Below are 25,134 nucleotides of genomic sequence, written 5' to 3'. Positions count from 1 at the left end.
ACGCGGTTCTGGTGGCGCTTTGACTGACAGGAAAACGCATGTCTTTACCGCAACTCTCGCTCTCAGCCGCACGTAATCTCCACCTTGCCGCGCAGGGGCTGCTCAAAAAGCCCCGCCGTCGCGCGCAGCCTGCCGATATTCTCTCTACCGTACAGCGCATGTCGCTACTCCAGATCGACACCATTAATATTGTGGCACGTAGCCCTTACCTGGTGCTGTTCAGCCGCCTGGGGAGCTATCCTTCTCAGTGGCTGGATGAGGCGCTCAGCAAGGGGGAGTTGATGGAGTACTGGGCGCACGAAGCCTGCTTCCTTCCCCGCAGCGATTTTGCCCTTGTGCGTAACCGTATGCTTGCGCCGGAAAAGATGGGCTGGAAATACCGGCAGGCGTGGATGCAGGAACATGCGGCTGAAATAGAGCAGCTCATCGCGCATATTCAGGAAAACGGTCCTGTACGCTCCGCCGATTTTGAACACCCGCGCAAAGGTACAAGCGGCTGGTGGGAGTGGAAGCCGCACAAGCGTCATCTCGAAGGCCTGTTTACCTCAGGCAAAGTCATGGTGATTGAGCGGCGTAATTTTCAGCGCGTCTACGACCTCACGCATCGCGTGATGCCCCACTGGGACGACGAGCGCGACCTGCTTACCCAGGAGGCGGCCGAGGCCATTATGTTAGAAAACAGCGCCCGTAGTCTGGGGATTTTTCGCTCGCAATGGCTGGCAGATTATTATCGCCTGCGCCAGCCCGCGCTGAAACCGCTGCTGGACATGTGGCAACGCGAACAGCGCGTCATTCCCGTTACCGTGGAAACGCTGGGCGAAATGTGGCTACATGCGGATCTCCTCCCGCTATTGCCTCAGGCCCTGGAGGGGAAACTGCAGGCGACCCACAGCGCGGTATTGTCGCCTTTCGACCCGGTCGTCTGGGACAGAAAACGCGCCGAGCAGCTCTTTGATTTCAGCTACCGGCTGGAATGTTATACCCCGGCCCCAAAGCGCCAGTATGGCTACTTTGTTTTACCGCTCCTGCATAAGGGGCAACTGGTCGGGCGCATGGATGCCAAAATGCACCGCAAGACCGGCACGCTTGAAATCATGGCGCTTTATTTGCAAGAGGGCGTCAGGGTGACGGCCAGCCTGGAAAAAGGGTTAACGTCCGCCATTAGCGAATTCGCGCGCTGGCAGGGGGCCGACGACGTGACGCTGGGCCGGGTACCTGACGGATTGTTTACATCCTGTCGAAGTGGCTGGGAAACAGGCACGCCCTGAAAAAGGAATGTGTTAAGCTTTAGCGATTACCCATACGGAGGAACTATGGATCACCGTTTACTTGAAATTATTGCCTGCCCGGTATGCAACGGCAAACTCTACTACAGCCAGGACAAACAAGAGCTCATTTGCAAGCTGGACAGCCTGGCTTTCCCGCTGCGCGACGGTATTCCTGTATTGCTGGAAAACGAAGCCCGTTCCCTGGTGGCAGAAGAGAGCAAACCATGAGTTTTGTTGTCATAATTCCTGCGCGTTATGCCTCAACGCGTCTGCCGGGTAAGCCGCTGGTGGATATCAACGGCAAGCCGATGATTGTGCATGTCCTTGAGCGTGCGCGTGAATCCGGTGCTGACCGCGTGATTGTTGCCACCGATCATCCGGATGTCGCTCGTGCGGTTGAGGCGGCAGGCGGTGAGGTATGCATGACCCGCGCCGATCACCAGTCCGGCACCGAGCGTCTGGCGGAAGTGGTTGAGAAATGCGGTTTCAGTGATGATACGGTTATCGTAAACGTGCAGGGTGACGAGCCGATGATCCCCGCTGTCATTATCCGTCAGGTGGCCGAAAACCTGGCGCAGCGTCAGGTCGGAATGGCCACGCTGGCGGTACCCATTCATCATGCAGAAGAAGCTTTCAACCCGAATGCGGTGAAGGTCGTCATGGATGCGGAAGGCTATGCGCTCTATTTCTCCCGCGCCACGATCCCGTGGGATCGCGATCGCTTTGCGCTTTCTAAAGAGACCATCGGTGATACCTTCCTGCGTCATATTGGGATCTACGGCTATCGCGCCGGCTTTATTCGCCGCTATGTGGCCTGGGCCCCGAGTCCGCTGGAGCATATCGAAATGCTGGAGCAGCTCCGCGTGCTCTGGTACGGCGAGAAAATTCACGTTGCCGTTGCTGAGGAAGTCCCCGGCACGGGCGTAGACACCCCTGAAGATCTTGAGCGCGTTCGCGCTGAATTGCGTTAATCTTACCGGCATCTCTCCGTTGGGAGAGATGCACTCTCCGGTTTATTTTTCACTTTCTTTTTCCTGATTGATCTCTTCCGGGTGACATCTTCATTAAGGACGCTCATTATAAAAGCAGTAGTCTTAATGGGGGTAATCTCATATGGAACAGCTGCGTGCCGAACTTAGCCATCTGCTGGGTGAAAAGTTAAGCCGGGTCGAATGCGTGAGTGAAAAAGCCGATACCGCGCTCTGGTCGTTGTACGACAGTGAGGGTAACCCAATGCCGCTGATGGCACGGAGTTTCACGTCACCCGGCGTTGCCAGGCAGCTTGCATGGAAAATGTCGATGCTGGCGCGGGAGGGAACCGTGCGTATGCCAACGGTGTACGGCGTGATGACCCATGAGGAACACCCCGGCCCGGACGTACTGCTGATTGAACGTTTACGTGGTGTACCCGTTGAAGCGCCCGCGCGAACGCCGGAACGCTGGGAACAGCTAAAAGACCAGATTGTCGAGGCGCTGCTGGCGTGGCACCGTCAGGATAGCCGCGGACTTGTCGGGCCGGTCGACAGCACTCAGGAAAATCTCTGGCCGCTGTGGTATCGCCAGCGGGTTGAAGTGCTGTGGGGAACGCTTAACCAGTTCAACAATACCGGTTTAACCATGCAGGACAAACGTATTCTCTTTCGCACCCGGGAGTGTTTACCGGCGCTGTTCGAAGGTTTTAACGATAACTGCGTGCTGATCCACGGTAACTTCACCCTGCGCAGTATGCTGAAAGACCCCCGCAGCGATCAGCTCCTGGCGATGGTGGGGCCGGGGATCATGCTCTGGGCTCCGCGTGAATATGAGCTGTTCAGGCTCAGCGACAGCGGGGCGGCGGAAGGTTTGCTGTGGCATTACCTTCAACGCGCCCCCGTTGCGGAAGCGTTTCTCTGGCGGCGCTGGCTCTACCTGCTCTGGGACGAAGTTGCGCAGCTGGTTAACACCGGACGCTTTAATCGCGCAAACTTCGATCTGGCGACTAAATCACTCTTGCCCTGGCTCGCCTGAGGAACCTTTCAGCCACTGCCAGAGGCGTCCGAGCGTCTCATAACCGACGCGATCGCTATGCATCAGCCACATAGGGGACGGGATTACCCGCTCCCACGGATTAAGCGGCGCGTCGATGGCCATCTGGTTCGCCGGTGCGGGAAGCGGGTGCAGGCCCTGTTTTTCAAAGAAAATCATCGCGCGCGGCAGGTGCGAGGCGGAGGTCACCAGTAAGAACGGGGCATCGCCAATCGCCTGCTTCACTGCGGCAGCTTCTTCTTCAGTATCTTTCGGGCTGTCCAGCGTGATGATTGAGGAGCGCGGTACGCCGAGTGATTCCGCGACCCGGGCGCCCGCTTCCGCCGTACTCACCGGGTTCGTTTTGGCCGCCGCGCCGGTGAAGATCATTTTTGATCCCGGATTCGCCAGCCAGAGGCGAATGCCTTCGTTTAGCCGCGGTAGGCTGTTGTTGATCAGGTTTGAGCTGGGGGCCCAGTCAGGATCCCAGGTATATCCGCCGCCCAGCACCACGATGTACGCCGCTTTCTGATTTCCCTGCCATGTCGGGTACCTGTTTTCGATGGGGCGTAACAGACCATCAGCCACCGGCTGCAGGCTCAGCAGCAGCAGGATCAACCAGCCGAACGTGATCAGCGTTTTGCCACTCTTCTGAAAGCGACTGAACCACACCAGCGCCAGCCCCAGCGCGATGATGATGAGCAGCAGCGGAAGGGGAAGCATCATCCCTCCAATGTATTTCTTAAGGGTAAAAAGCATCCTTTTTGGTTCCTTTTTTGACCATATAGCAGGTGATTGACGGTGATATTACACCAGAGAGGTTCATTCTCCGCGCGGGTGTGACAAAATAGCGGTTTTGCAGTTAGCGAGTGGAACTCTCCCAATGCGGGATCGCAATTTTGATGACATCGCGGAAAAGTTTTCGCGCAACATTTATGGCACCACGAAAGGGCAGCTCCGTCAGACGATCCTCTGGCAGGATCTGGACACCATTCTGGCTACCTTTGGTGGTCAAACGTTGCGCGTGCTGGATGCCGGAGGCGGTGAAGGGCAGACGGCCATAAAAATGGCGGAACGCGGTCATCACGTCACGCTTTGCGATCTTTCTGCTGAAATGGTCGCCCGCGCGACGCGTGCGGCAGAAGAGAAAGGTGTGAGCGACAACATGCATTTTATACAATGCGCCGCTCAGGACATCGCACAGCATTTGGAAACCCAGGTTGATCTGATATTGTTTCATGCGGTGCTGGAGTGGGTTGCCGATCCGCTAAGCGTGTTACAAAGCCTGTGGTCGATGTTGCGCCCGGGCGGCACGCTGTCGCTGATGTTCTACAATGCTAACGGCTTCCTGATGCACAACATGGTTGCGGGAAACTTCGACTATGTTCAGGTCGGGATGCCCAAAAAGAAAAAGCGCACGCTTTCCCCGGACTATCCGCGCGATCCACAGCAGGTCTATGGCTGGCTGGAAGCGATTGGCTGGCAGATTGTCGGGAAGACGGGCGTCAGGGTGTTTCATGATTATCTGCGTGAAAAACACAAACAGCGTGACTGTTTTGACACCTTAACAGAATTGGAAACGCGGTATTGCCGTCAGGAGCCTTTTGTCAGCCTTGGCCGCTATATTCACGTCACCGCGCACAAGCCGCAGATGCAAGGATAACCTATGAGTGAATTTTCCCAGACAGTCCCCGAACTGGTTGCCTGGGCCAGGAAAAACGATTTCTCCATCTCGCTGCCGGTAGACAGACTCTCTTTCCTGCTGGCGGTCGCCACGCTGAACGGCGAGCGGCTGGATGGGGAAATGAGCGAGGGTGAACTGGTGGATGCGTTCCGCCATGTCAGTGATGCGTTTGAGCAAACCAGCGAAACCATTAGCGTGCGTGCCAACAACGCAATTAACGATATGGTGCGTCAACGTCTGCTGAACCGCTTTACCAGCGAGCAGGCGGAAGGAAACGCCATCTATCGCCTGACGCCACTGGGCATCGGCATCACCGATTACTACATACGCCAGCGCGAATTTTCCACGCTGCGTCTGTCCATGCAGCTGTCGATCGTGGCCGGTGAGCTTAAGCGCGCCGCCGATGCGGCAGATGAAGACGGTGACGAATTCCACTGGCACCGAAACGTCTATGCACCGCTGAAATACTCGGTGGCGGAAATCTTCGACAGTATCGATCTGACCCAGCGCCTGATGGACGAACAGCAGCAGCAGGTCAAAGACGATATCGCACAGCTGCTGAATAAAGACTGGCGTGCAGCCATCTCCAGCTGTGAACTTCTGCTGTCAGAAACCTCCGGTACGCTGCGTGAGCTGCAGGATACGCTGGAAGCCGCAGGGGATAAGCTGCAGGCGAACCTGCTGCGCATCCAGGACGCGACGCTGGCGCACGACGATCTGCACTTTATCGATCGTTTAGTGTTCGACCTGCAGAGCAAACTGGACCGCATCATCAGCTGGGGCCAGCAGTCGATCGACCTGTGGATCGGCTACGACCGACACGTGCATAAATTTATCCGTACCGCGATCGATATGGATAAAAACCGCGTCTTTGCCCAGCGTCTGCGCCAGTCGGTGCAGACCTATTTCGATGCGCCGTGGGCGCTGACCTACGCCAATGCCGATCGTCTGCTGGATATGCGCGACGAAGAGATGGCATTGCGTGATGAAGAGGTAACCGGTGAACTGCCGCCGGATCTGGAATACGAAGAATTTAACGAAATTCGCGAGCAGCTTGCGGCGATGATCGAAGAACAGCTCGCGGTCTACAAAACCAGACAAGCTCCGCTGGATCTGGGGCTCGTGGTGCGCGACTATCTGGCGCAATATCCTCGCGCGCGCCACTTCGACGTTGCCCGCATTGTGGTAGACCAGGCTGTTCGCCTGGGTATCGCGCAAGCCGATTTCACCGGACTGCCGCCGAAGTGGCAGCCAATTAACGATTACGGAGCCAAGGTACAGGCGCATGTCATTGACAAATATTGAACAAGTGATGCCGGTTAAGCTGGCACAGGCGCTGGCGAATCCGTTATTTCCGGCGCTGGACAGCCAGCTGCGTGCCGGTCGTCACATTGGCTTAGACGAGCTGGATAATCACGCCTTTTTGATGGACTTCCAGGAGTACCTGGAAGAGTTTTACGCCCGCTACAACGTGGAGCTTATCCGCGCGCCGGAAGGGTTTTTCTACCTGCGCCCGCGCTCCACGACGCTGATTCCGCGTTCCGTGCTCTCCGAGCTGGACATGATGGTCGGCAAAATTCTCTGCTACCTCTACCTCAGCCCGGAACGTCTGGCGAATGAAGGGATCTTCACCCAGCAGGAACTTTACGACGAGCTGTTGACGCTGGCAGATGAGGGCAAGCTGCTTAAGCTGGTGAACAACCGCTCCACGGGGTCGGATCTCGACCGTCAGAAACTACAGGAAAAAGTCCGCTCTTCCCTGAACCGTCTGCGTCGTCTGGGGATGGTCTGGTTTATGGGTCACGACAGCAGCAAATTCCGCATTACGGAATCTGTCTTCCGCTTCGGCGCCGACGTGCGTGCGGGCGATGACGCGCGTGAAGCGCAGCTTCGCATGATCCGCGACGGTGAAGCGATGCCGGTGGAAAACCATTTGCAGCTCAATGATGAGCATGAAGAGAATCTGCCGGATAGCGGGGAGGAAGAGTAATGATTGAACGCGGTAAATTTCGCTCACTGACGCTGATTAACTGGAACGGCTTCTTTGCCCGAACGTTCGATCTGGATGAGCTGGTGACGACGCTCTCCGGCGGTAACGGGGCGGGTAAATCCACCACCATGGCGGCGTTTGTCACAGCGCTGATCCCTGATCTGACGCTGCTTCACTTCCGTAACACCACCGAAGCGGGGGCCACAAGCGGTTCCCGTGATAAAGGTCTGCACGGTAAGTTGAAAGCGGGCGTCTGTTATTCGGTTCTGGACGTCATTAACTCCCGCCATCAGCGCGTGGTGGTGGGCGTGCGCCTGCAGCAGGTTGCCGGTCGCGACCGTAAAGTCGACATTAAACCGTTCGCCATCCAGGGGCTGCCAACGTCTGTGCAGCCGACGGCGCTGCTGACGGAAACCCTGAACGAGCGCCAGGCGCGCGTGCTGACGCTGCAGGAGCTGAAAGATAAGCTCGAAGCGATCGAAGGCGTGCAGTTCAAACAGTTCAACTCGATTACAGACTACCACTCGCTGATGTTCGATCTCGGCGTGGTGGCGCGTCGTCTGCGTACCGCATCAGACCGTAGCAAATACTACCGCCTGATCGAAGCGTCCCTGTACGGCGGTATCTCCAGCGCCATTACCCGCTCCCTGCGCGACTACCTGCTGCCGGAAAACAGCGGCGTGCGTAAGGCCTTCCAGGACATGGAGGCGGCGCTGCGTGAAAACCGCATGACGCTGGAAGCGATTCGCGTGACCCAGTCTGACCGCGATCTGTTTAAACACCTGATCAGCGAAGCCACTAACTACGTGGCGGCGGACTACATGCGCCACGCCAACGAGCGCCGCGTCCACCTCGATCAGGCATTAGAATACCGCCGCGAGCTGTTTACCTCCCGCAAACAGCTGGTGGCCGAGCAGTACAAGCACGTCGAAATGGCGCGCGAGCTCGGTGAGCACAACGGTGCTGAAGGTGACCTGGAAGCCGATTACCAGGCCGCCAGCGATCACCTGAACCTGGTGCAGACCGCGCTTCGTCAGCAGGAGAAAATCGAGCGCTATGAAGCGGACCTCGACGAGCTGCAAATTCGTCTTGAAGAGCAAAATGAAGTGGTGGCCGAAGCCGCCGAGATGCAGGAAGAGAACGAAGCCCGCGCCGAAGCGGCCGAGCTGGAAGTGGATGAGCTGAAAAGCCAGCTTGCCGATTATCAGCAGGCGCTGGACGTGCAGCAGACGCGCGCGATCCAGTACACCCAGGCACTGCAGGCCTTACAGCGCGCGAAAGAGCTGTGCCATCTGCCAGACCTGACGCCGGAAAGCGCCGACGAGTGGCTGGATACCTTCCAGGCCAAAGAGCAGGAAGCCACTGAGAAACTGCTGTCCCTCGAACAGAAAATGAGCGTCGCCCAAACGGCGCACAGCCAGTTTGAGCAGGCCTATCAGCTGGTTGTGGCGATTAACGGCCCGCTGGCGCGTAACGAAGCCTGGGACGTTGCCCGCGAGCTGCTGCGCGACGGCGTAAACCAGCGCCATCTGGCCGAGCAGGTTCAGCCGCTGCGTATGCGTCTGAACGAGCTGGAACAGCGCCTGCGCGAGCAGCAGGAGGCCGAGCGTCTGTTGGCCGAATTCTGCAAGCGTCAGGGCAAACATTACGATTTTGACGAGCTTGAGGCCCTGCATCAGGAGCTCGAGGCGCGTATCGCTGCGCTTTCAGACACGGTCTCCAGCGCCAGCGAACAGCGTATGACCCTGCGTCAGGAGCTGGAACAGCTTCAGTCCCGTTCGCAAGCACTTCTGCAGCGTGCCCCGGTCTGGCTGGCGGCCCAGAGCAGCCTTAACCAGCTCAGTGAGCAGTGCGGCGAGCAGTTCGAATCCAGCCAGGAAGTGACCGAATACCTGCAGCAGCTGCTGGAGCGCGAGCGCGAGGCGATTGTTGAGCGTGATGAAGTGGGCGCGCGCAAGCGTGACGTCGACGAAGAAATTGAGCGCTTAAGCCAGCCGGGCGGTGCGGAAGACCCGCGCCTCAATGCCCTGGCAGAGCGTTTTGGCGGCGTACTGCTGTCTGAGATTTACGACGACGTCGGCCTGGACGATGCGCCTTACTTCTCGGCACTGTATGGCCCGTCGCGTAACGCGATCGTGGTGCCGGATCTGTCGCTGATTTCTGAGCAGCTTGCCGGTCTGGAAGATTGTCCGGAAGATCTCTACCTGATCGAAGGGGATCCGCAGTCGTTCGATGACAGCGTATTCAGCGTCGACGAGCTGGAAAAAGCGGTGGTGGTCAAAATCGCCGACCGTCAGTGGCGCTATTCCCGCTTCCCGGAACTGCCGCTGTTTGGCCGTGCCGCGCGCGAAAGCCGCATCGAAAGCCTGCACGCCGAGCGTGAAACGCTGTCTGAACGTTTTGCGACGCTGTCGTTTGACGTGCAGAAAACCCAGCGTCTGCATCAGGCGTTTAGCCGCTTTATCGGCAGCCATCTGGCCGTGGCCTTCGAAGCCGACCCGGAAGCGGAAATTCGCAAACTCAATACCCGCCGTGGCGAACTGGAACGGGCGATTGCCAGTCATGAAAGCGACAACCAGCAGAGTCGCGTCCAGTTCGAGCAGGCGAAAGAGGGCGTCGCGGCCCTTAACCGTATTCTGCCGCGCCTGAATCTGCTGGCAGACGACACGCTGGCCGACCGCGTGGATGAGATCCAGGAGCGTCTGGATGAAGCGCAGGAAGCCGCGCGCTTCGTGCAGCAGCACGGCAATCAGCTGGCGAAGCTGGAGCCGGTTGTCTCTGTCCTGCAGAGCGACCCGGAACAGTTCGAGCAGTTAAAAGAAGATTATGCCTGGTCACAGCAGGTGCAGCGCGAAGCGCGTCAGCAGGCGTTTGCCCTGACGGAAGTGGTGCAGCGTCGCGCCCATTTCGGCTACTCCGATTCGGCGGAAATGCTGAGCGGTAACAGCGATCTGAATGAAAAGCTGCGTCAGCGCCTTGAGCAGGCGGAAGCGGAGCGTACCCGCGCCCGCGAAGCGATGCGCAGCCACTCCGCTCAGTTGAACCAGTACAACCAGGTGCTGGCCTCGCTGAAAAGCTCCTTCGATACCAAGAAAGAGCTGTTAAACGACCTGCAGAAAGAGCTTCAGGATATCGGCGTCCGTGCCGACAGCGGGGCGGAAGAGCGCGCGCGCATTCGTCGTGACGAGCTGCATGCTCAGCTCAGCAACAACCGCGCGCGTCGCAATCAGCTGGAAAAAGCGCTCACCTTCTGCGAAGCAGAAATGGATAACCTGACCCGTCGCCTGCGCAAGCTGGAGCGCGACTACTTTGAGATGCGCGAGCAGGTCGTGACCGCGAAGGCGGGCTGGTGCGCGGTAATGCGCATGGTGAAAGACAATAACGTTGAGCGTCGTCTGCACCGTCGCGAGCTGGCGTATCTCTCTGCCGATGAGCTGCGTTCCATGTCGGATAAGGCGCTGGGTGCGCTGCGTCTGGCGGTGGCGGATAACGAACACCTGCGCGATGTCCTGCGTATGTCAGAAGATCCGAAACGCCCTGAACGTAAAATCCAGTTCTTCGTGGCGGTTTACCAGCACCTGCGCGAGCGTATTCGTCAGGACATTATCCGTACCGACGATCCGGTCGAAGCCATTGAGCAGATGGAAATCGAGCTGGGGCGCCTGACGGAAGAGCTGACTTCTCGCGAGCAGAAGCTGGCGATCAGCTCCCGCAGCGTGGCGAATATCATCCGCAAAACCATTCAGCGCGAGCAGAACCGTATCCGCCAGCTGAACCAGGGTCTGCAGAACGTGTCGTTTGGCCAGGTGAACAGCGTGCGCCTCAACGTCAACGTGCGTGAAGCCCACGCGACGCTGCTGGAAGTGCTGTCTGAGCAGCACGAGCAGCACCAGGATCTGTTCAACAGCAACCGTCTGACTTTCTCCGAAGCGCTGGCGAAACTGTATCAGCGCCTGAACCCGCAGATTGATATGGGACAGCGTACGCCGCAAACCATCGGGGAAGAGCTGCTGGATTACCGTAACTACCTGGAAATGGAGGTAGAGGTAAACCGTGGTTCAGACGGCTGGCTGCGTGCGGAATCCGGGGCGCTCTCTACCGGTGAAGCGATCGGTACCGGGATGTCAATTCTGGTGATGGTGGTACAGAGCTGGGAAGACGAAGCGCGCCGCCTGCGCGGCAAAGATATCTCCCCATGCCGACTGCTGTTCCTGGATGAGGCGGCGCGTCTTGATGCGCGCTCCATTGCCACGCTGTTTGAGCTTTGCGAACGTCTCGATATGCAGCTCATCATTGCGGCACCGGAGAACATCAGCCCTGAAAAAGGGACAACCTACAAGCTGGTGCGTAAAGTGTTCCAGAACAGCGAGCACGTTCACGTTGTCGGGCTGCGCGGCTTTGCGCCGCAGCCGCCGGAGTCACTGCCGGAAACCACGGCGGACGCTTCCTGAAGTGTCTTCTGACCCGAAGCGGCGCTCTGGCGCCGCTTTTTTTTTAAACTTAACTTGTGCTTAGGGCTGCGTTATCTTTAAACTTCTTTACATAAGGTAAGGCAACAGCTTAGCCGTCTACCTATAATGAAAGAAAGCCCCAACGTGATGGGCATGTCGTGAAAACAGGGGGCAAGGGATGTTGCTTAAGAAAAAATGTGGTCGTCAGCTGTCGGCGCTAAGTTTATGTCTGGCAGTGATGTTTGCTCCACTGTTAACCGCCCAGGCCGACGAGCCTGAAATTGTGCCGACTGACAGCTCGGCAACGACAGGCACGCAGCCTACGTCGTTGTCCCAGCCGCTGGAGCAATCTCCGGCGACAGCGATCATGGCCGGTATTAAGCCGCTGCCGGAAGGCATCGACGCCGAATCGCTCAGCCAGCAGCTGCAGTCGGGGCTGCCGTCAGGCTACACGCCTGTCTATCTCAATCAGCTCACGCTGCTTTATGCCGCCCGCGATATGAAACCGATGTGGGAAAACCGCGATGCCGTGCGTGCCTTTCAGCAACAGCTGGCGGAGGTCGCAATTGCAGGGTTTCAGCCGCAGTTTACAAAGTGGGTTGAGCTGTTAACCGATCCTGCCGTAACAGGGCAGGCGCGAGATGTGGTGCTTTCCGATGCCATGATGGGTTACCTGCAGTTCGTGGCGGGTATTCCGGTCAATGGCAACCGCTGGCTGTACAGCGATAAGCCGTACAAGCTCGTGACGCCAGCGCTGTCGGTGATTAACCAGTGGCAGTTAGCCCTCGATAATGGCGAACTGCCGCGCTTTATTGCCAGCCTCGCACCGGCGCATCCACAATACGCCACGCTTCACCAGTCTCTCCTCGCGCTGGTGGGCGACTCGCGCCCATGGCCGCAGATGCGCGGCACCGCGACGCTGCGTCCGGGGCAGTGGAGCAGCGATGTGCCTGCTCTGCGCGAGATCCTGACGCGCTCGGGTCTTCTTGAAGGCGGGCCACATATCGCCCTGCCAGGCGACGATCCGCAAAATGCGGCGGTCAGCCCGTCAGCGCCCGTGAAAGAGAAAAAAGCGATTGCCGTCAGCAATAAACCCGCAGCATACGATCGCGAGCTGGTTGCGGCAGTGAAGCAATTCCAGGCCGCTCAGGGGCTGGGAGCCGATGGCGTCATTGGCCAGACGACGCGAGACTGGCTGAACGTATCGCCTGCGCAGCGGGCAGGGGTGCTGGCGCTCAATATCCAGCGTTTGCGCCTGCTGCCGGGAACCCTCTCTACCGGCATTATGGTTAACATTCCGGCGTATTCCCTGGTCTATTACCAGGACGGTAGCGAAAAACTGGCGTCGCGCGTGATTGTCGGGCGTCCGGACCGCAAAACACCGATGATGAGCAGCGCGCTCAATAACGTAGTCGTTAACCCGCCGTGGAACGTGCCACCGACGCTGGCGCGTAAAGACATTCTGCCGAAGGTCTGGAACGATCCGGGTTATCTGGAACGTCATGGCTATACGGTGATGCGTGGATGGAACAGTAAAGAGGCTATCGATCCTTATATGGTCGACTGGTCGACAATCACGGCGTCAAACCTGCCGTTCCGTTTCCAGCAGGCACCGGGGGCGCATAACTCTTTAGGGCGTTACAAATTCAATATGCCGAGTTCTGACGCTATCTATCTGCACGATACGCCGAACCACAACCTGTTCCAGAAAGATACGCGCGCGCTGAGTTCTGGCTGCGTGCGTGTGAACAAAGCCTCGGAGCTGGCCAATATGCTGCTGCAGGATGCGGGCTGGAACGATACGCGCATTTCGGATGCCCTGAAACAAGGGGATACGCGTTACGTTAATATTCGACACAATATTCCGGTCAATCTTTACTATCTGACGGCGTTTGTTGGCGAAGACGGGCGGACTCAGTACCGTACAGATATTTACAATTATGATCTCACCGCGCGATCCGGCGCACAAATTTTGCCAAAAGCGGAACAATTAATCAGGTAAATGAAGCAGTTCGGGAAAAATGATTGTCGTAAGTTAGGGTGAATAAGGGGCTATATCGCTACAAGCCGCGTATTCACTGGGGTTGGGCGCCTTGACGTACCCGGTTTTGCCAGTTAAGGTGCCCTTCGTGCGCTATGCATATTACGATTTCTTTTACCTGTAGACCTGATTATCATGGACAAATTTGACGCTAATCGCCGCAAACTGCTGGCGTTAGGTGGTGTTGCGCTTGGCGCAGCGGCCATCTTGCCGACGCCAGCATTTGCCACCCTCTCGACACCTCGTCCGCGAGTTTTAACGCTCAACAATCTTCATACCGGTGAGTCGCTAAAAGCGGAGTTCTTCGATGGCAGAGGCTATATTCAGGATGAATTAGCAAGACTTAACCATTTTTTCCGTGATTTCCGCGCGAATAAAATAAAAGCCATCGATCCAGGACTGTTTGATCAGCTTTACCGCCTTCAGGGCCTGCTGGGCACCAGCAAGCCGGTGCAGCTTATTTCTGGTTATCGCTCTGTTGATACCAATAATGAACTGCGCGCCCACAGTCGCGGGGTAGCCAAAAAGAGCTATCACACGAAGGGACAGGCAATGGATTTCCATATTGAGGGCGTTTCGTTAGCCAATATTCGCAAAGCTGCGTTATCTATGCGCGCAGGTGGTGTAGGATATTACCCCAGCAGCAACTTTGTGCATATTGATACCGGTCCGGTTCGGCACTGGTAATAACGAAACACAGGAGCAGTATGAACTATCGTATTATTCCGGTTACCGCGTTCTCCCAGAATTGTTCACTCATCTGGTGCGAACAGACTAAACTGGCCGCGCTTGTCGATCCCGGCGGTGACGCTGAGAAGATCAAGCAGGAAGTCGCCGACAGCGGCGTGACGCTCATGCAGATTTTACTGACGCATGGTCACCTCGACCATGTGGGCGCAGCGGCTGAACTGGCTGAACACTACGGCGTGCCGATTGTCGGTCCGGAAAAAGAAGATGAGTTCTGGCTACAGGGGTTACCCGCCCAAAGCCGCATGTTTGGCCTGGATGAGTGTCAGCCCCTGATGCCCGATCGCTGGCTGAACGAAGGAGAGCGCGTTAGCATAGGGAATGTGACTTTACAGGTGTTGCATTGTCCTGGGCATACGCCAGGCCATATCGTCTTCTTTGATGACCAGTCTCGTTTGCTGATTTCCGGCGATGTGATTTTCAAAGGTGGCGTAGGACGCAGCGATTTTCCGCGCGGCGATCACGGGCAGCTGATTCAGTCGATTAAACAGAAGTTATTGCCGCTGGGTGATGATGTGACGTTTATCCCTGGGCACGGTCCGATGTCGACGCTGGGCTATGAACGGCTCCATAATCCGTTCCTTCAGGATGAAATGCCTGTCTGGTAACCCGAATAAAAAAAGCCTGCATCATGCAGGCTTTTTTATGGGCGCAAATTACAGTACGGCGACAATCGCTTCGCACAGCGGCGCCATGTTGTCAGGCGTCATGCCTGCAACGTTCACGCGGCCAGACGCTACGGCGTACACGCCGAACTCTTCACGCAGACGCAGAACCTGCTCTTTGGTCAGGCCGCTGAACGAGAACATGCCGTTCTGTTTGATGATAAAGCTGAAGTCGCGGTCCGCGCCTTTCTCCGCCAGGGTGTTCACAAACAGCAGGCGCATGCGCTGAATACGCTGACGCATATCGTTCAGCTCTTGTTCCCAGATGGCGCGCAGCGCATCGTTGCTCAGGATAGTCGCAACAACAGAGGCACCGTGTGCCGGCGGGTTAGAGTAGTTAGCGCGGATAACGGATTTCATCTGGCTGAACGCGCGATCGACGGTCTCATCGTTAGCCGCAACCAGCGTACAGGCACCTACACGCTCATTGTACAGACCAAAGTTCTTGGAGTAGGAGCTTGCAACGATCAGCTCCTGATGCACGGCGGCGAACGCGCGCAGGCCTTCGGCATCTTCTTCCAGGCCACGGGCGAAGCCCTGGTAGGCAAAGTCAAACAGCGGCAGCCAGCCTTTTTCTACGGACAGCTTCGCCAGATGTTCCCACTGCTCAAGCGTTGGATCGATACCGGTTGGGTTGTGGCAGCAGCCGTGGAACAGCACCACGTCACCCGCCTGCGCTTCGCTCAGGCTTGCCAGCAGGCCGTCAAAGTCCAGAGAGTGGTTTGCTGCGTCGTAGTAGGCGTATTCACGCACTTCCAGACCCGCAGAGTTAAATACGCTCTTGTGGTTCGGCCAGCTTGGATTGCTTACCCAGACACGCTTCACAGAGGTGTTTTTCGCAAGGAAATCCGCCGCCACGCGCAGCGCGCCGGTACCGCCCGGGGTCTGTGCCGTACGGGCACGTTTGTCACTCACAATTGCACTGCCTTTACCGAACAGCAGCTCCTGGGTGCAGCGACCAAATTCAGGGATACCATCAATACCGAGGTAGTTTTTGGTGGTTTCGTTTTCCAGCAGATACTGCTCAGCTTTCTTAACGCTGGTCAGTACCGGAGTTTTGCCGGTTTCATCTTTATATACACCAATACCCAGGTTGATTTTGCCAGGGCGGTCGTCGGCACGAAATAGATCGGCCAGGCCCAGAATAGGGTCGGCAGGAGCGGCGGTAATGTTCTCAAACATGACGAAGTTCCATTGTGATTACAGAAGTGAAATCCGCTATCAGGTTAACGGTAGATTTACAAAATGCCAACCGTTTGCGACGAAAAGCGTGCGGCTTTTCAAAAGTCGCCATTATTTTCTGTCAGGCATAAAAAAACAGGGCCGAAGCCCTGTTCATTAAGCATATAACAAAGTGGTGTACTGATTAGAACTGGTAGACGAGACCCAGTGCTACAGTGTCATCGTTGTTGATGCCCAGTTTGTTGTCATCTTTCAGCTGGTTGATCTGGTAGTCAACATAGGTGGACATGTTTTTGTTGAAGTAGTAAGTCGCGCCAACTTCGATGTAGTTGATGAAATCTTCATCACCAATGCCTTCTACGTCTTTCGCTTTAGATTTGTAGTAAGCGATGGATGGACGCAGACCGAAGTCGAACTGATACTGAGCGACAACAGAGAAGTCCTGAGATTTGTTAGCGAAACCGTTGCTGCTCAAACGCGCGGCGTTGTGCATTTCGCCGTACAGCGCTGCCAGGTAGATGTTGTTTGCGTCATACTTCAGGCCAGTTGCCCACTGCTCAGCTTTATCGCCTTTACCCCAATCCAGTTTTTGCTGGCTGTTGGTACGGTCAGCTGCGCCGTATGCACCCACAACGCCAAAACCTTCGAAATCATAGCTAACTGAGGTTGCCCAACCGTCACCGTTAGAACGTACTGCATCATCACGGTCATTTTTGCCCAGGTACTGAACGCCAAAGTTCAGACCGTCAACCAGGCCGAAGAAGCCGCTGTTACGGTAAGTCGCCAGACCACCATTACGGCTGGAGAAGAAGTTATCGCTCTTGCCAGTGTCGCCACCCCATTCTGGCAGCATATCGGTGATGCCGATTGCATCGTACACCAGGCCATAGTTACGACCGTAGTCGAAGGAGCCTGCATCACCGAATTTCAGACCTGCGAACGCCAGACGGGTTTTATTACCGCTCTGAGCATCGGCGCCTTCGGAGTTGTTACCCTGGAAGTTGTATTCCCACTGGCCATAACCGGTCAGCTGGTCGTTGATTTTCGTTTCGCCTTTGAAGCCCAGACGAGCGTAAGTCTGGTCGCCATCGTTGCCAGCATAGTCAGAGAAGTAATGCAGACCAACCGCTTTCCCGTAAAGATCCAGTTTATTAGAGTCTTTGTTATAGATTTCTGCAGCGTTGGCTGCACCGGCTACCAGCAGGGCAGGGATTACCACTGCCAGAATATTGCGCTTCATCATTATTTATTACCCTCATTGGTTTTTTTATGACACTCGCCACTGCCGTCAATAAATTCTGTCAATAAATATTTCCGGAACTATTGATGAGAGTTTGGTGTCTTTATGTATCTGACAGGCATCTTTCCATTCGCCGAAGCGTTTCGCTAGCCTGAAAGTGCTACAATTCTTAAGATTGAGTAACCAAAAGAAAATATATGTAACTAAATGTGTATTTTTGGGAACTTTGTGAACCACCTCAAACTTCAGAACGCCCTGGTGAATTAAGCGACAGTATCTATCCTATATATGAATTCCTTATGATTAATTTGGATAAAGGCAATTCATATAAACAGACGATAAACGACTCGTTTTTTCTTATGACGCCGAAAAGCCTTCTGGATGGCTGTAAAATTGGTTGAAATTTGTGCTATTGCTTGAGGGTGTAATAAGCGCAATAAGAATGGGGTTTATTTTTTGTGGCTGGATATTTCGCGGAAACAAAACGTAACAGGTAGTGGTTGTGACGGGGTGAAGGTTTGAAGATGCTGACTTTACGCTGACGAAAACTGACAATACAGGATAAAATAATGGCCAGCACAGGCTGGCCATTTTAGTCTTTTACCGATTAGAAGCTGGCGTTACGTGGCGTACGTGGGAACGGAATCACGTCACGAACGTTCTGCACACCGGTCACGTAGGCAATCAGACGCTCAAAGCCCAGACCAAAACCGGCGTGCGGTACGGTACCGTAACGACGCAGATCGCGGTACCAGCTGTAGTCCGCAGGGTTAAGACCCATCTCTTCCATACGCGCGTCCAGCACGTCCAGACGCTCTTCACGCTGAGAGCCACCGATGATTTCACCGATGCCCGGCGCCAGGACGTCCATCGCTGCCACGGTTTTACCGTCTTCGTTAAGGCGCATATAGAAGGCCTTAATGTCTTTCGGGTAGTTTTTAACGACAACCGGCGCTTTGAAATGCTTCTCGGCCAGATAGCGCTCGTGCTCAGACGCCAGGTCTACGCCCCAGTAAACCGGGTTCTCGAACTTCTCACCGCATTTCTCGAGGATCGCCACCGCGTCGGTGTAGTCCACCTGCGCAAAATCGGCAGAGACGAAGCGCTCCAGACGGGCTACCGCGTCGCTGTCTACGCGCTCGGCGAAGAATTTCATGTCGTCCGGACGCTCTTCCAGCACCGCTTTGAAGACATATTTCAGCATCGCTTCCGCCAGACCTGCAACATCGTCCAGGTTGGCGAACGCCACTTCAGGCTCCAGCATCCAGAATTCCGCCAGGTGACGGCTGGTGTTGGAGTTTTCGGCACGGAAGGTAGGGCCAAAGGTGTAGATTTTAGACAGCGCGCAGGCGTACGTTTCGCCGTTGAGCTGACCGGATACGGTCAGGAAGGCCTCTTTACCAAAGAAGTCTTTGTCATAGTCCACTTTACCTTCCGGGGTGCGCGGCAGGTTTTCGAGATCCAGCGTTGAGACGCGGAACATCTCACCGGCGCCTTCCGTATCGGACGCGGTGATCAGCGGGGTAGACACCCAGAAATAACCCTGCTCATCGAAGAAACGATGCAGCGCTTGCGCCAGCGTATGACGTACGCGAGCAACCGCACCAATCAGGTTGGTACGTGGACGAAGGTGCGCCACTTCACGCAGATACTCAATGCTGTGACGTTTAGCCGCCATCGGATAGGTATCCGGATCTTCAACCCAGCCGGTGACTTCAATGGCAGAAGCCTGAATTTCGAAACTCTGACCCTGGCCCGGGGATGCCACGACCACGCCGGTGACAATAACGGAACAGCCCGTCGTCAGGTGCAGAACGTCATCATTGTAATTGGGCAGAGAATTATTAATGACGGCCTGTACAGGATCAAAGCAGGAACCGTCATAGACGGCAAGGAAGGAGATGCCAGCTTTAGAATCTCGGCGGGTACGCACCCATCCGCGCACGGTGACTTCTGAGTCAACGGCGACACGGCCCTGGAGTACGTCGGCTACAGGCACAACGCTCATAATATTCTCTCTGTTAATAGTCGGAAAAAATAAACACTTGTCCACCCTTATGGGGGGATATCTATGTTACCTGCCATCTGCTATCAGACAAGTAAATTTCGCGGTCAAAAGGGAAGAATTGAGAAATAAATAAGAAGAGGGGAGCCATGAAGGCTCCCTTAAGCGCTTAACTGGCTTTTTTGATCTGGGGAAGATCGAAGGCTTTGCGCAACGCGCGGACAAACGCCTTGTCATGGCAGATGGTTTTGCCCGGGCTGTCGGAGAGTTTCGCCACCGGTTTGCCGTTACATTCCACCAGCTTTATCACGATATTCAGAGGTTTTACCTGAGGAATGTCGCAGGTTAACCGGGTACCGATCCCGAAGCTCAGGTTCACTCTGGCGTTGAAATGGCGATAGAGTTCGACGGCTTTCGCCAGATCGAGATTATCGGAGAAGACCAGCACCTTGCTCATCGGGTCAATGCCCAGTTTCTCGTAATGGGCAATCGCCTTCTCACCCCACTCAACCGGATCTCCGGAATCGTGGCGCAACCCCTGATAACGCTCCGCAAATTCAGGTCCAAAGTCGCGCAGGAAGGCATCCATCGTAATACAGTCCGTGAGGGCAATTCCGAGTTGATTCGGGTACTCCGCAAGCCATGCGGCCAGCGCTGCGCGCTGGCTGTTGGCGAGGTCAGGGCTAATTTGCTGATGCGCCTGGAACCACTCGTGCGCCTGGGTACCCATTGGCGTCAGATTGAGGCGACGGGCCAGATCGTAGTTACTGGTGCCCACGAACCACGGCTCCTGCTGCAGACGTTTAACGATGGCCTCCTGTACGTCACGCGAAAAACGGCGGCGGGTGCCAAAGTCCATCAGGCGGAAGCGGGACATGTCCAGCCCTGCGGTCAGCGTGGAGAAGTCAGCGAGTTTCTTTTCCAGCGAGGCCACCGCCTGCGCTACGCCCGTTTCCGGGGAACGGTAGCGGTGAGCCAGCTCACTGATTACCGCCAGAAGCGGCACTTCCCACATGATCACTTCCCGCCACGGACCTGCAAGGCGAATATCCAGCTTGCCGTTATCGTTAACCACGGTGACCTGCTCCGGCTTATAGCGGAAGTCGCGCAGCCAGTTCAGGTAGTCGGCTTTGAAGAAAGGCAGGCCAGAAAGCCACTGATATTCCTCGTCCTGCAGCGTCAGATGCTGCATAGCATTGACCTGTTCACGAATGGCGTCTGCGTAGATACCGAGCAAGTCGTCGCCACGGCAGCGGAATTCCGCCGCGACATGAACGTCATAGTAATGGTGGAAAACGGCTTGCTGCATGTGCAGTTTATACGCGTCGGTATCCAGCAACGTATGCAGAACTGGAGAAGCGAATTGAGTCATAGGTGCGCAGTAGCATCCTCTCACAGGAGCGTTTAGTACAATAAACAACTCCGGAGTATACCTTGTTTAGTGATTTATTGAACCCCGATCACAACATAAGCGCGTTTTATGGTCGAGGGCATTTTGTGCCCCGTGTTATACAAATGTAGCAAAAAAAGGTATTGACCCTGAAAAGATGAACATTCTGCATAGCGCGTTTTGCGCAACAGGAATATATTGAAACGTTACTCGACAAACGATGCATAAGGTTTTCTATGACACAACAGCCACAAGCCAAATACCGCCACGACTACCGTGCGCCGGATTATCTGATTAGCGAAATCGATCTGACTTTTGACCTGGATGCCACTAAAACCGTTGTCACGGCGGTGAGTCAGGTGACGCGCCACAGCGCAACTGCCGTGCCGCTGCGTCTGGATGGCGAAGACCTGACGCTGGTCTCCCTGCATATTAATGATGAAGCCTGGTCAGACTATAAAGAAGAAAACAACCAGCTGGTCATCGACAACCTGCCGGAACAGTTTACGCTGCGCATCGTGAATGAAATCAGCCCGGCCGCCAACACCGCGCTGGAAGGGCTTTACCAGTCAGGCGTGGCGCTGTGTACCCAGTGTGAAGCGGAAGGGTTCCGCCACATTACCTGGTATCTCGACCGCCCGGACGTCCTCGCGCGCTTCACCACCAAAATCATCGCCGATAAAACCCTGTATCCCTTCCTGCTCTCCAACGGCAACCGCGTAGGCGAAGGCGAGCTGGAGAATGGCCGTCACTGGGTTCAGTGGCAGGATCCGTTCCCGAAACCGTGCTACCTGTTTGCGCTGGTGGCGGGTGACTTCGACGTGCTGCGCGACACCTTCAAAACGCGCTCAGGCCGCGAAGTGGCGCTGGAGCTGTTTGTTGACCGTGGTAACCTGGACCGCGCGCCGTGGGCGATGACCTCGCTGATCAACTCCATGAAGTGGGACGAAGAGCGCTTTGGCCTCGAATATGACCTCGACATCTATATGATCGTTGCCGTTGATTTCTTCAACATGGGCGCAATGGAGAACAAAGGCCTGAACGTCTTTAACTCCAAATACGTGCTGGCGCGCACCGATACCGCCACCGATAAAGATTATCTCGATATCGAACGCGTCATCGGCCACGAATATTTCCACAACTGGACCGGTAACCGCGTCACCTGCCGCGACTGGTTCCAGCTGAGCCTGAAAGAGGGCCTGACCGTCTTCCGTGACCAGGAGTTCAGCTCCGATCTGGGGTCACGCGCGGTGAACCGCATCAATAATGTGCGTACCATGCGCGGCCTGCAGTTTGCGGAAGATGCCAGCCCAATGGCGCACCCGATTCGTCCGGATAAAGTCATCGAAATGAACAACTTCTACACCCTGACGGTGTATGAGAAAGGCGCTGAAATTATCCGCATGATCCACACCCTGCTGGGTGAAGAGAACTTCCAGAAAGGGATGCAGCTCTACTTCGAGCGTCATGACGGCAGCGCGGCCACCTGCGACGATTTTGTGCAGGCAATGGAAGATGCTTCTAATGTCGATCTTTCCCACTTCCGCCGCTGGTACAGCCAGGCCGGTACGCCGATTGTTACCGTCAAAGACGATTACAATCCAGAAACCGAGCAGTACACCCTGACCATCAGCCAGCGCACGCCGCCGACGGCAGAGCAGGAAGAGAAATACCCGCTGCATATTCCGTTCAGCATTGAGCTGTACGATAACGAAGGCAAAGTCATTCCATTGCAGAAGGGCGGCCACCCGGTACACCACGTGCTGAACGTGACCCAGGCCGAGCAGACCTTTATCTTCGATAACGTCTATTTCCAGCCGGTGCCTGCGCTGCTGTGTGAATTCTCCGCACCGGTGAAGCTGGAGTACAAGTGGAGCGATCAGCAGCTGACGTTCCTGATGCGTCACGCCCGCAACGACTTCTCCCGCTGGGATGCGGCGCAAAGCCTGCTGGCGACCTACATCAAGATCAACGTAAACCGTCACCAGCAGGGTCAGCCGCTGTCGCTGCCTGTTCACGTGGCTGACGCGTTCCGCGCGATCCTGCTGGATGAGAAGATTGACCCGGCGCTGGCCGCTGAAATTCTGACCCTGCCGTCAGCAACGGAAATCGCGGAGTTGTTCGAGATTATCGATCCGATCGCGATCGTGGCGGTGCGTGAAGCGCTGACCCGTACGCTGGCTGCTGAACTGGCGGACGAGTTCCTCGCCATTTATAACGCCAACAAGCTTGACGCTTATCGCGTTGAGCATGCGGACATTGGTAAACGTTCTCTGCGTAACACCTGCCTGCGCTATCTGGCGTTTGGTGAAACCGAGCTGGCGAACACCCTGGTGAGCAAGCAGTATCACGAGGCGGATAACATGACCGACGCGCTGGCCGCGCTGGGCGCAAGCGTTGCCGCCGAACTGCCGTGCCGCGATGCGCTGATGCAGGAGTATGACGACAAGTGGCATCAGGATGGTCTGGTAATGGATAAGTGGTTCATCCTGCAGGCGACCAGCCCGGCGGCCGATGCGCTCAGCAAGGTGCGCAGCCTGCTGAAGCATCGTTCCTTTACCCTGAGCAACCCAAACCGCGTGCGCTCGCTGATTGGCGCGTTTGCCAGCAGCAACCCGGCCGCATTCCACGCCGAAGACGGCAGCGGTTATCAGTTCATGGTGGAAATGCTGACCGAGCTGAACAGCCGTAACCCGCAGGTGGCGTCGCGCCTGATTGAGCCGCTGATCCGTCTGAAACGCTACGATGATAAGCGTCAGGCGAAGATGCGTGCCGCGCTTGAGCAACTGAAAGGGCTGGAAAACCTGTCTGGCGATCTGTACGAGAAGATTGCTAAAGCGTTAGCGTAATAAAAGTTTACCCACCCTCTCCCTGTGGGAGAGGGCCGGGGATGAGGGCATCAGGCATTAGCCTTAGCTCGCTGTAACTCCGTGCCCCCGCGCTTCATCACCCGATCCAGCACTTCTGCCTCCAGCTCTGCCAGTCTTGCCGAGCCCACGCGACGAGGCCGTGGAAGATCCACCGTCAAATCCAGACCGATTTTTCCTTCCTCTATTAACAGCACCCGGTCGGCCATTGCGACGGCTTCGCTCACGTCATGCGTCACCAGCAGTACCGTAAAGCCGTGCGTCTGCCAGAGGGAACCAATCAAATCCTGCATTTCGATTCGCGTCAGGGCGTCGAGAGCGCCCAGTGGTTCATCGAGCAAGAGCAGGCCCGGACGGTGAATCAACGCCCGCGCCAGCGCCACGCGCTGCTTTTGTCCACCCGAAAGGGCAGCAGGCCATTCATCGGCGCGATTTTCCAGCCCAACGGCGGCCAGCGCCTGGCGGGCTTCATCGCGCCAGCTGCCCTTAAGGCCTAGCCCGACATTGTCGATAACCGATTTCCACGGCAGCAGGCGCGCATCCTGGAACATCATGCGGGTATCGTCCTGAATATTCGAAAGCGGCGTTGTCCCTGCCAGAATGTCGCCGCCGTTGGGGGCTTCCAGTCCGGCCAGCAGCCGTAGCAGCGTACTCTTGCCGCCGCCGCTGCGCCCGACAACGGCCACAAACTGTCCGGCGGGGATATGGAGATCCAGCCCGTTAAGGATGGTGTTCTCGCCGTAGCGTTTGGTGACGCCGTTAAGCAGTAACGGGGTCCCCTGATTCAGTCGTGCAGTATTCATGCTTTCGCCTCCTGAAGGGTATAGGCCGGATTCCAGCGCAGCCAGCTGCGCTCCAGCCACTGTGCGCTGACGTCAGCGAGTTTGCCGAGCAGGGCATACAGAATGATGGCAACTACCACCACGTCCGTTTGCAGGAATTCGCGGGCGTTCATTGCCAGATAACCAATCCCGGAGTTGGCTGAGATGGTTTCCGCCACAATCAGCGTCAGCCACATCAGGCCGAGCGCGAAACGCACCCCGACCATAATGGAGGGCAGGGCGCCCGGCAGAATCACATTAACAAAGAGGGAAAAACCCGATAAGCCGTAGCTGCGCGCCATCTCCACCAGACCACGATCGATATTGCGGATGCCATGCCAGGTGTTGATGTAAATCGGGAACAGCGTGCCCAGCGCCACGAGGAAGATCTTGGCGCTCTCATCAATCCCAAACCACAGAATGACCAGCGGGATCAGCGCCAGATGCGGCACGTTGCGCAGCATCTGGATAGAGGTATCCAGCAGCCGCTCGCCCCAGCGTGAAAGGCCGCTCACCAGACCCAGAACCAGCCCGATACTGCCGCCGATGGAAAACCCGATCGCGGCGCGCCAGGAGCTGATCGCCAGATGCTGCCACAGCTCTCCGCTGACGCTCAGCGACCAGAACGCTTCTACAACGCCCTCCGGAGAGGGCAGAATGCGGCTCGACAGCCAGCCGGTGGACGATGCGAGCTGCCAGAGCGCCACAATGCCGACGGGTAAAAACCACGGCGCGGCGCGCAGCAGCCATTTTTGTGAGGTGGCAGACATGGTCCCTCC

Annotated in this window: 19 protein-coding genes; 12 read left to right on the top strand and 7 right to left on the bottom strand. The window is 56.3% G+C overall.

Annotation, left to right across the window (positions count from 1 at the left end; genetic code table 11):
- Positions 1 to 38: 38 nt before the first annotated feature.
- The 4 genes from N6P30_RS05095 (at position 39) to N6P30_RS05080 (ending at position 3,275) form a co-directional block, all read left to right on the top strand.
- The gene (locus N6P30_RS05095; protein WP_023292879.1) at positions 39 to 1,268 is read left to right on the top strand and encodes a winged helix-turn-helix domain-containing protein; all 1,230 of its coding nucleotides are present in this window, start codon (positions 39 to 41) and stop codon (positions 1,266 to 1,268) included.
- Positions 1,269 to 1,313: 45 nt separating this feature from the next.
- Entirely contained in the window at positions 1,314 to 1,496 is a 183-nt protein-coding gene (gene ycaR / locus N6P30_RS05090; RefSeq protein ID WP_006174474.1) for a protein YcaR, read from the top strand.
- Complete coding sequence (kdsB, locus tag N6P30_RS05085; RefSeq protein ID WP_008499959.1) at positions 1,493 to 2,239, top strand: 3-deoxy-manno-octulosonate cytidylyltransferase; 747 nt, start codon at positions 1,493 to 1,495, stop codon at positions 2,237 to 2,239. Before ycaR ends, kdsB begins: the two co-directional genes overlap by 4 nt.
- Before the next feature lie 142 nt (positions 2,240 to 2,381).
- Positions 2,382 to 3,275 (top strand): YcbJ family phosphotransferase, encoded by an 894-nt coding sequence (locus N6P30_RS05080; RefSeq protein ID WP_008499958.1) that lies wholly within the window; start codon positions 2,382 to 2,384, stop codon positions 3,273 to 3,275.
- On the opposite strand, the gene elyC is transcribed toward N6P30_RS05080, so the two are convergent.
- Positions 3,252 to 4,031, bottom strand: coding sequence for an envelope biogenesis factor ElyC (gene elyC, locus N6P30_RS05075; RefSeq protein WP_023292878.1), 780 nt, complete (start codon positions 4,029 to 4,031; stop codon positions 3,252 to 3,254). The genes N6P30_RS05080 and elyC overlap by 24 nt on opposite strands.
- Before the next feature lie 124 nt (positions 4,032 to 4,155).
- On the opposite strand from elyC, the gene cmoM reads away from it, so the two are divergent.
- From cmoM to N6P30_RS05040, 7 genes are all read left to right on the top strand, one after another.
- Positions 4,156 to 4,935 (top strand): tRNA uridine 5-oxyacetic acid(34) methyltransferase CmoM, encoded by a 780-nt coding sequence (cmoM, locus tag N6P30_RS05070; RefSeq protein WP_023292877.1) that lies wholly within the window; start codon positions 4,156 to 4,158, stop codon positions 4,933 to 4,935.
- A gap of 3 nt (positions 4,936 to 4,938) precedes the next feature.
- Positions 4,939 to 6,261: a chromosome partition protein MukF gene (gene mukF, locus N6P30_RS05065; RefSeq protein WP_008499955.1), complete on the top strand. Its 1,323-nt coding sequence runs from the start codon at positions 4,939 to 4,941 to the stop codon at positions 6,259 to 6,261.
- The gene (gene mukE / locus N6P30_RS05060; protein ID WP_021240871.1) at positions 6,242 to 6,946 is read left to right on the top strand and encodes a chromosome partition protein MukE; all 705 of its coding nucleotides are present in this window, start codon (positions 6,242 to 6,244) and stop codon (positions 6,944 to 6,946) included. The genes mukF and mukE overlap by 20 nt, the downstream gene beginning before the upstream one ends.
- The gene (gene mukB, locus N6P30_RS05055) at positions 6,946 to 11,397 is read left to right on the top strand and encodes a chromosome partition protein MukB (protein WP_023292876.1); all 4,452 of its coding nucleotides are present in this window, start codon (positions 6,946 to 6,948) and stop codon (positions 11,395 to 11,397) included. The genes mukE and mukB overlap by 1 nt, the downstream gene beginning before the upstream one ends.
- Before the next feature lie 178 nt (positions 11,398 to 11,575).
- A complete protein-coding gene (gene ldtD, locus N6P30_RS05050) occupies positions 11,576 to 13,399 on the top strand; it encodes a L,D-transpeptidase (RefSeq protein WP_023292875.1) in 1,824 nt (607 codons plus the stop codon).
- A gap of 174 nt (positions 13,400 to 13,573) precedes the next feature.
- The gene (locus N6P30_RS05045) at positions 13,574 to 14,125 is read left to right on the top strand and encodes a YcbK family protein (protein ID WP_008499951.1); all 552 of its coding nucleotides are present in this window, start codon (positions 13,574 to 13,576) and stop codon (positions 14,123 to 14,125) included.
- Between the two features lie 20 nt (positions 14,126 to 14,145).
- Entirely contained in the window at positions 14,146 to 14,793 is a 648-nt protein-coding gene (locus N6P30_RS05040; protein WP_023292874.1) for an MBL fold metallo-hydrolase, read from the top strand.
- Positions 14,794 to 14,841: 48 nt separating this feature from the next.
- On the opposite strand, the gene aspC is transcribed toward N6P30_RS05040, so the two are convergent.
- The 4 genes from aspC to pncB form a co-directional block, all read right to left on the bottom strand.
- Positions 14,842 to 16,032 carry an aspartate transaminase gene (aspC, locus tag N6P30_RS05035; protein WP_008499949.1) on the bottom strand — a complete coding sequence of 397 codons (1,191 nt, stop codon included), beginning with the start codon at positions 16,030 to 16,032 and terminating at the stop codon, positions 14,842 to 14,844.
- A 184-nt stretch (positions 16,033 to 16,216) separates the two neighbouring features.
- Positions 16,217 to 17,275 (bottom strand): porin OmpF, encoded by a 1,059-nt coding sequence (ompF, locus tag N6P30_RS05030; RefSeq protein WP_023343691.1) that lies wholly within the window; start codon positions 17,273 to 17,275, stop codon positions 16,217 to 16,219.
- A gap of 604 nt (positions 17,276 to 17,879) precedes the next feature.
- Positions 17,880 to 19,280, bottom strand: coding sequence for an asparagine--tRNA ligase (asnS, locus tag N6P30_RS05025; RefSeq protein ID WP_021240867.1), 1,401 nt, complete (start codon positions 19,278 to 19,280; stop codon positions 17,880 to 17,882).
- Between the two features lie 166 nt (positions 19,281 to 19,446).
- Entirely contained in the window at positions 19,447 to 20,649 is a 1,203-nt protein-coding gene (gene pncB / locus N6P30_RS05020; protein ID WP_021240866.1) for a nicotinate phosphoribosyltransferase, read from the bottom strand.
- 254 nt (positions 20,650 to 20,903) lie between these two features.
- Between pncB and pepN the strand changes: the two genes are divergently transcribed.
- Positions 20,904 to 23,516, top strand: a complete 2,613-nt coding sequence (pepN, locus tag N6P30_RS05015) for an aminopeptidase N (RefSeq protein WP_023292872.1) — start codon at positions 20,904 to 20,906, stop codon at positions 23,514 to 23,516.
- Between the two features lie 50 nt (positions 23,517 to 23,566).
- Here the strand turns inward: pepN and ssuB are convergent, their stop codons facing one another.
- A complete protein-coding gene (gene ssuB / locus N6P30_RS05010) occupies positions 23,567 to 24,337 on the bottom strand; it encodes an aliphatic sulfonates ABC transporter ATP-binding protein (RefSeq protein ID WP_023292871.1) in 771 nt (256 codons plus the stop codon).
- Complete coding sequence (gene ssuC, locus N6P30_RS05005) at positions 24,334 to 25,125, bottom strand: aliphatic sulfonate ABC transporter permease SsuC (protein WP_023292870.1); 792 nt, start codon at positions 25,123 to 25,125, stop codon at positions 24,334 to 24,336. Before ssuC ends, ssuB begins: the two co-directional genes overlap by 4 nt.
- Positions 25,126 to 25,134 lie beyond the last annotated feature (9 nt).

The organism is Enterobacter sp. PL1 (genome assembly GCF_945957325.1).
Taxonomy (GTDB): Bacteria; Pseudomonadota; Gammaproteobacteria; order Enterobacterales; family Enterobacteriaceae; genus Enterobacter; species Enterobacter roggenkampii.
Note: the sequence above shows the minus strand (reverse complement) of the source record. Positions and strands in the feature narration are given on the sequence as shown.

Excerpts from the sequence above, each read along its gene's own strand:
- mukF (WP_008499955.1), top strand. The coding sequence starts at position 4,939 with ATGAGTGAATTTTCCCAGACAGTCCCCGAACTGGTTGCCTGGGCCAGG.
- mukB (WP_023292876.1), top strand. The coding sequence starts at position 6,946 with ATGATTGAACGCGGTAAATTTCGCTCACTGACGCTGATTAACTGGAAC.
- elyC (WP_023292878.1), bottom strand. The coding sequence starts at position 4,031 with ATGCTTTTTACCCTTAAGAAATACATTGGAGGGATGATGCTTCCCCTT.
- ldtD (WP_023292875.1), top strand. The coding sequence starts at position 11,576 with ATGTTGCTTAAGAAAAAATGTGGTCGTCAGCTGTCGGCGCTAAGTTTA.
- pepN (WP_023292872.1), top strand. The coding sequence starts at position 20,904 with ATGACACAACAGCCACAAGCCAAATACCGCCACGACTACCGTGCGCCG.
- ycaR (WP_006174474.1), top strand. The coding sequence starts at position 1,314 with ATGGATCACCGTTTACTTGAAATTATTGCCTGCCCGGTATGCAACGGC.
- ompF (WP_023343691.1), bottom strand. The coding sequence starts at position 17,275 with ATGATGAAGCGCAATATTCTGGCAGTGGTAATCCCTGCCCTGCTGGTA.
- ssuC (WP_023292870.1), bottom strand. The coding sequence starts at position 25,125 with ATGTCTGCCACCTCACAAAAATGGCTGCTGCGCGCCGCGCCGTGGTTT.
- kdsB (WP_008499959.1), top strand. The coding sequence starts at position 1,493 with ATGAGTTTTGTTGTCATAATTCCTGCGCGTTATGCCTCAACGCGTCTG.
- cmoM (WP_023292877.1), top strand. The coding sequence starts at position 4,156 with ATGCGGGATCGCAATTTTGATGACATCGCGGAAAAGTTTTCGCGCAAC.
- mukE (WP_021240871.1), top strand. The coding sequence starts at position 6,242 with ATGTCATTGACAAATATTGAACAAGTGATGCCGGTTAAGCTGGCACAG.
- N6P30_RS05095 (WP_023292879.1), top strand. The coding sequence starts at position 39 with ATGTCTTTACCGCAACTCTCGCTCTCAGCCGCACGTAATCTCCACCTT.
- N6P30_RS05080 (WP_008499958.1), top strand. The coding sequence starts at position 2,382 with ATGGAACAGCTGCGTGCCGAACTTAGCCATCTGCTGGGTGAAAAGTTA.
- N6P30_RS05045 (WP_008499951.1), top strand. The coding sequence starts at position 13,574 with ATGGACAAATTTGACGCTAATCGCCGCAAACTGCTGGCGTTAGGTGGT.
- N6P30_RS05040 (WP_023292874.1), top strand. The coding sequence starts at position 14,146 with ATGAACTATCGTATTATTCCGGTTACCGCGTTCTCCCAGAATTGTTCA.
- aspC (WP_008499949.1), bottom strand. The coding sequence starts at position 16,032 with ATGTTTGAGAACATTACCGCCGCTCCTGCCGACCCTATTCTGGGCCTG.
- ssuB (WP_023292871.1), bottom strand. The coding sequence starts at position 24,337 with ATGAATACTGCACGACTGAATCAGGGGACCCCGTTACTGCTTAACGGC.
- asnS (WP_021240867.1), bottom strand. The coding sequence starts at position 19,280 with ATGAGCGTTGTGCCTGTAGCCGACGTACTCCAGGGCCGTGTCGCCGTT.
- pncB (WP_021240866.1), bottom strand. The coding sequence starts at position 20,649 with ATGACTCAATTCGCTTCTCCAGTTCTGCATACGTTGCTGGATACCGAC.